Source organism: Candidatus Zixiibacteriota bacterium (assembly GCA_035574315.1).
Classification (GTDB): Bacteria; Desulfobacterota; Binatia; order UBA9968; family UBA9968; genus DATLYW01.
In genome coordinates this window covers 1-4,771 of the sequence record DATLYW010000001.1, presented here as the reverse complement: position 1 = coordinate 4,771, position 4,771 = coordinate 1, and the positions used below count along the sequence as shown (strand labels likewise).

Below are 4,771 nucleotides of genomic sequence, written 5' to 3'. Positions count from 1 at the left end.
GCGACCTCATCGCGACCGGGAATCCCGACTCGCCGCAGTTTCAGCGGGCGCTCCAGCCCGGCGACCGCTTGAGAGCGGAGATCGAAGGGATCGGGGCGATGAACCTGGGGGTGGCGAAGGAGAGCTGAGGCCGCGCCCCGGCCGCGCGCGTCCTCGAGCCCGGCGCTCCCGCGCTTGTAGTTGGTCGCCGCGGCCCAGATCTTCGAGGGGCGCTCCACCGGAGGCCTGAGTGCCTTCGGGTCCAGCCGTGCGGGAGCGCCCGTCTCGGCGAGGCTTCGAAGCCGTTTCTCGACGGCGTCGTAGCGGCTGATGAGGTCGATCATCGAGGCGACTCCGTCGCCGGCGAGCGACCCGCGCAGCGGAACGATCGATTCGCCCTGGACGATCGCCAGATCGTCGGGTTTGACTGCGGCCAGCTTCATCGTTGCGCACTCCTCGAACTTCGCTGATCTTTTGATGCATATACCGGGAACGCGAATTTCACAAGCAGCGGCGGCGAGCTCAGCGGCGGAAGAGCATCCCGGCGGGCTTTCATTGCCGCGCTTTTGCGGATGTGGCATAAAAAATCATGCCCTCATCCTGGCTGGAGCTGTCGGTCCGGACGCATCCCTCCGCCCTGGACTCCGCGGCGAACTTCCTGATCGAGAAGGGCTCGCCGGGCGTGGTCCTGGGAAAGGCCCGGGTCAAGGCCTATTTTCCGCGGGAAAACGGCCGCGCGGCGCCGATCCTCGGTGAGACGCGCCGGTTTCTCCGCCGGCTCGCCAGATTCTTTCCCGGCGGCGAAGCGAGCGAGCTTCGCTGGCGGATCCTGCCCGAGCGCGACTGGAACCGCTCGTGGCGAAGCTTTTTTTCTCCGCAAAAGATCGGGCGGCGGTTTCTCGTCGCGCCACCCTGGGACGTCCCCGGGCGGCCGGGGCGGCGCCTGCCGATCGTGATCGAGCCGGGGCAGGCGTTCGGCACGGGAACGCACGCGACGACGCGCGGCTGCCTGGAGCTGATCGAGCAAGTCGACCGCCTTCTCGGAAAGAAGCGCTACATCGCGCTCGACGTGGGCACCGGATCGGGGATCCTGGCCATCGCGCTGGCGAAGCTCGGCGCAGCGGGCGTCGTCGCGCTCGACAACGACCCGCTCGCCTTGAAGGCCGCGGGGGAAAACCTCCGGCGAAACGGCGTGGCGGGCAAGGTCCGGCTGTCGCGGGCCGGCGTGGCCCGGCTCAAAAAGAAATTTTCGCTGGTCGTCGCCAACCTCACCGCCGGGACGATTCTCGAGATCGCGGAGCCGCTTTGCCGGCGCGTCTCGGCAGGAGGATTCCTGATCCTCTCGGGCATCCTCGAACCCCAGGCCGAAGAGGTCCTGCGCCACCCGGCGATGACGCGCTTTCGTCTTCTTCGCCGCAGGCGGGAAGGAGAGTGGGCGACCTTCCTGCTGCGGCGCGCGTGAGGGCGCATGGCCCGGTTTTTCGTGCCCGCCCGGAACATCGCCGGCGGTCGCGCCACGCTGGCCGGCACCGAGCTCGCGCATCTGCGGCGCGTGCTCCGGCTCGGGCCCGGCGACCGGGTGGCGCTGTTCGACGATACCGGACGGGAGTACGAGGCGGTGATCCGGGCGGTCGCGTCCGATGCGGCGGAGCTGGAAATCCTGGGCTCTTTTCGGGCGGCGAACGAGTCGCCGCTCGAGCTGATTCTGGCGGTCGCGGTCACCAAAGGGGAAAAGATGGATCTCGTGATCGAGAAAGCGACCGAGCTGGGCGTGAGCCGTGTTGTGCCGCACGTCTCGACCCGCACCGTGCCGCGGCTCGACGCCGCCAGGAGCGAGCGGCGGCTGGAGCGCTGGCGCAAGATCGCTCTGAGCGCGGCCAAGCAATGCGGCCGGACCCGCCTGCCCGAGATCGCGGCGATCCGCCCGTTTGCGGCCGTGGCGCGGGACGCGTGGCCGGGGACGCTCAAGATCATGCTCTGGGAGAAGGAAGACCGCGGCACGCTGGCGGCGCTGCACGCGGCCGAGCCGGGCGCCCGCTCGTTGCTCCTCGCCGTCGGCCCCGAAGGCGGCTTCAGCGCCGAAGAGGCCGAGCTGGCGCGCGACCACGGCTTCAACTCGGTGCGACTGGGCGGCCGGGTTTTGCGCGCCGAGACCGCCGCGGTGGCCGGCATGGCGCTGCTTCAATTTCTCTGGGGAGATCTCGGCCGGGCCCCTGGGCCTGCGGGCCCGGATGAGGAACGCTTGTGAGCGAGAACGAAACGATCCGCTGTCCCAACTGCGACTCGGAGATGGTGCCCGTCGAAGGGCGGTGCCCGATCTGCGGCGCCAAGCAGCTTCCGCCCCGGGTGGTCCTCGGAGGCCACCGGGCCGAATTTGCGCTCACGCCCGACGAGGAGTTTCCGGAGCCCGAGGCCGGGACCGACCTCGCGCGCCGCGAGCTGGACGCGAAGTATCCGGGCGAGGAAGAAGAGCGCTTCGGCTCCGCCCGCCCGGTTTCGGCGGAAGCCCTCCCGGGAGGGTTCGTGCGCCGGCTCGTCGCCTTCGCGATCGATCTCGTCGTCGTCGGCCTTTTTTGCGCGGTGATGTCCGTGCTCTCGCTCATAGGATACAAGGTAGGGCTTGCGGCGCACGGAAGAACGATCGGCTGGCAGAATTCGGCCGCGCTCATCGCGCTTCTCACCTGGGGGTGGACGGTCGTGAGCGCGCTTTACTTCGTGCTCCTTCACGGCGCGGACGGGCAGACCGTCGGCAAGCGGGCGCTCGGGCTGCGGGTCGTAGGCGAGGGCCGGGACGAGGTCGGCTACGCCCGGGCGCTTCTGCGCTGGCTGGCGGAGTTCGCGCTGGCGCCGTTGCTCGTCGGCTTTCTCTGGGTCTTGGTCAGCCGGGAGCGAAAGGCCTGGCACGATCTGATCGCGGGCACGCGCGTCGTCCGGGTTTGAGCCGAGCGAGGGGGGAATGGCTATGCGGCCGCTGAAGATCGGGGTGGTCATGGACCCCGTCGAGAAGATCGACATCGACAAGGACACCACCTTCGTCCTGATGCTCGAGGCGCAGCGGCGCGGCCACGCGGTCTACTACATGGAGCTCGACGATCTCTTCCTGCGCGGCGGGACCGCGCACGCGCAGTACCGCCGGATCGAGGTGGCGCGGGCCGTGCCCCACTACCGCTTCGAGGCCCGGGAAGAGGGGCCGCTCGAGGATTTCGACGCGGTCCTGATGCGCAAGGACCCTCCCTTCGACATCAGGTTCTTCTTCGCCACGCATCTCTTGAGCCTGATCGACGAGCGCAAGTGCTTCGTCATGAACCATCCGCGGGGGCTGCGCGAGGCCAACGAGAAGCTCTACGCGCTGCGTTTCCCGGAGCAGATTCCCCAGACGCTCGTGAGCAGCGACATACGCCGCCTCAAGGACTTCATGGACGAGCTGGGGGGCGAGATGATCGTCAAGCCGCTGGACGGCGCCGGCGGAAGCGGCGTTTTCTACCTCAACACCCAGGACCGCAACACCAACGCGATCCTCGAGATGGCGACCGACAACGGGAGAAAGCTGATCATGGCCCAGCGCTACCTTCCCGAGATCCGCCAGGGCGACAAGCGGATCATCGTGCTCAACGGCGAGCCCCTGGGCGCGGTGCTGCGGGTGCCGTCCGAGGAGGAGCACCGCGGCAACATCCACGTCGGCGGGCGCTGTGTGCGCACGGAGATAACGGCGCGCGACCGGGAGATCTGCGAGGCGCTGGCGCCGCTATTGCGGCAGGACGGACTCTATTTCGCCGGCCTCGACGTGATCGGGAGCTTCCTCACCGAGGTGAACGTCACCAGTCCGACGGGGATTCAGGAGATCAACGCGCTCGACGGTGTTCGGCTGGAGACGCAGGTCGTCGATTTCATCGAGAGCCGCGCCCGCGCGCTTCGCGCAGAGGATTTACCGCAGGAAGCGGCAAAGATCCCGGGCCGGCGCCGCAAACGGCCGCCGAAACGCTCCGGCAATTCTTGACTCGCCGCGGATTTTACGCAATATTTCAGCACTCTGGCCAGGTAGCTCAGTCGGTAGAGCAGAGGACTGAAAATCCTCGTGTCGGCGGTTCGATTCCGTCCCTGGCCACATCCCACCCACCGGGTTTGCCATTGAGCCGACGCGGGCATGACCACTGCTTCGCTCCTTTGGAAATCGGCTTTGACTCCTCAAGCACCGGGGCCATTGAAGGTAGATACCAAGCTCATGCTGCGGCTGAACTCGTTGTACACCTCGACCTTTCCGGCCGCGATTGCGGAAACAAAAGGCGTCACCGGATCGTGGAGTATCGGCATGGTCGCCCAGCGTTCGCGTTCAGCGGTACGACGCTTGCGGCGCGTCCGATGGAACGCGCGGCTAGGCGTGCGATTCATATGGAAGCGATTAGTTCGGCGACGGCTGCGGCCTTCCATACGATTCCAAGATCGGATTGGTCGTTAATTCGACCACTGTAGATACCCTGAAACTTTGTAACTGGTCCGGTGAAGATTGCAGTGCTTCCGTCCTGCATCGCAACGCTTCCGCCATTGCGATGGAGAATCACGGCACTCCCAGACTGACCCGGGTGCGCGCGGCAGTCGACCAGGAAAATCGGAAAGCCATTAAAAAGGCCGCAGCGTACTTTGCCAAGGAGCTCGGTCGTGTCCTGCTTGCTGTAGAAAATTAAAAAGGCGTATCCTCTCGGTAGCCAAAAAACCAAAGGCTCTTTAGGGGAGCCAAACCGAGGAGGGACACGCCTATGCGAGAAGCTACACGATCTGTCGGGCAAATGGAAGC

5 protein-coding genes and 1 tRNA gene are annotated in these 4,771 nt (G+C 66.5%); 5 read left to right on the top strand and 1 reads right to left on the bottom strand.

Going from position 1 to position 4,771, the window contains the following annotated elements:
- Window positions 1-422, bottom strand: a 422-nt coding sequence (locus tag VNN77_00030) for a hypothetical protein (GenBank protein ID HXG49779.1), incomplete at its 3' end; no start/stop codon positions are given.
- A gap of 146 nt (window positions 423-568) precedes the next feature.
- Here VNN77_00030 and VNN77_00025 point away from each other — a divergent pair.
- From VNN77_00025 to VNN77_00005, 5 genes are all read left to right on the top strand, one after another.
- On the top strand, window positions 569-1,441 hold the full coding sequence (locus VNN77_00025) for a 50S ribosomal protein L11 methyltransferase (protein HXG49778.1): 873 nt from the start codon (window positions 569-571) through the stop codon (window positions 1,439-1,441).
- A 6-nt stretch (window positions 1,442-1,447) separates the two neighbouring features.
- Window positions 1,448-2,227 carry a 16S rRNA (uracil(1498)-N(3))-methyltransferase gene (locus VNN77_00020; protein HXG49777.1) on the top strand — a complete coding sequence of 260 codons (780 nt, stop codon included), beginning with the start codon at window positions 1,448-1,450 and terminating at the stop codon, window positions 2,225-2,227.
- The gene (locus tag VNN77_00015) at window positions 2,224-2,919 is read left to right on the top strand and encodes an RDD family protein (protein HXG49776.1); all 696 of its coding nucleotides are present in this window, start codon (window positions 2,224-2,226) and stop codon (window positions 2,917-2,919) included. Before VNN77_00020 ends, VNN77_00015 begins: the two co-directional genes overlap by 4 nt.
- Window positions 2,920-2,935: 16 nt before the next feature.
- Window positions 2,936-3,976, top strand: coding sequence for a glutathione synthase (gshB, locus tag VNN77_00010; protein ID HXG49775.1), 1,041 nt, complete (start codon window positions 2,936-2,938; stop codon window positions 3,974-3,976).
- A gap of 35 nt (window positions 3,977-4,011) precedes the next feature.
- Window positions 4,012-4,084 (top strand) — tRNA-Phe (locus VNN77_00005).
- Window positions 4,085-4,771: the final 687 nt, after the last annotated feature.

What these genes read in the sequence shown, in the direction of transcription:
- VNN77_00025 (HXG49778.1), top strand. Translation starts at nt 569, where the DNA reads ATGCCCTCATCCTGGCTGGAGCTGTCGGTCCGGACGCATCCCTCCGCC.
- VNN77_00020 (HXG49777.1), top strand. Translation starts at nt 1,448, where the DNA reads ATGGCCCGGTTTTTCGTGCCCGCCCGGAACATCGCCGGCGGTCGCGCC.
- gshB (HXG49775.1), top strand. Translation starts at nt 2,936, where the DNA reads ATGGCTATGCGGCCGCTGAAGATCGGGGTGGTCATGGACCCCGTCGAG.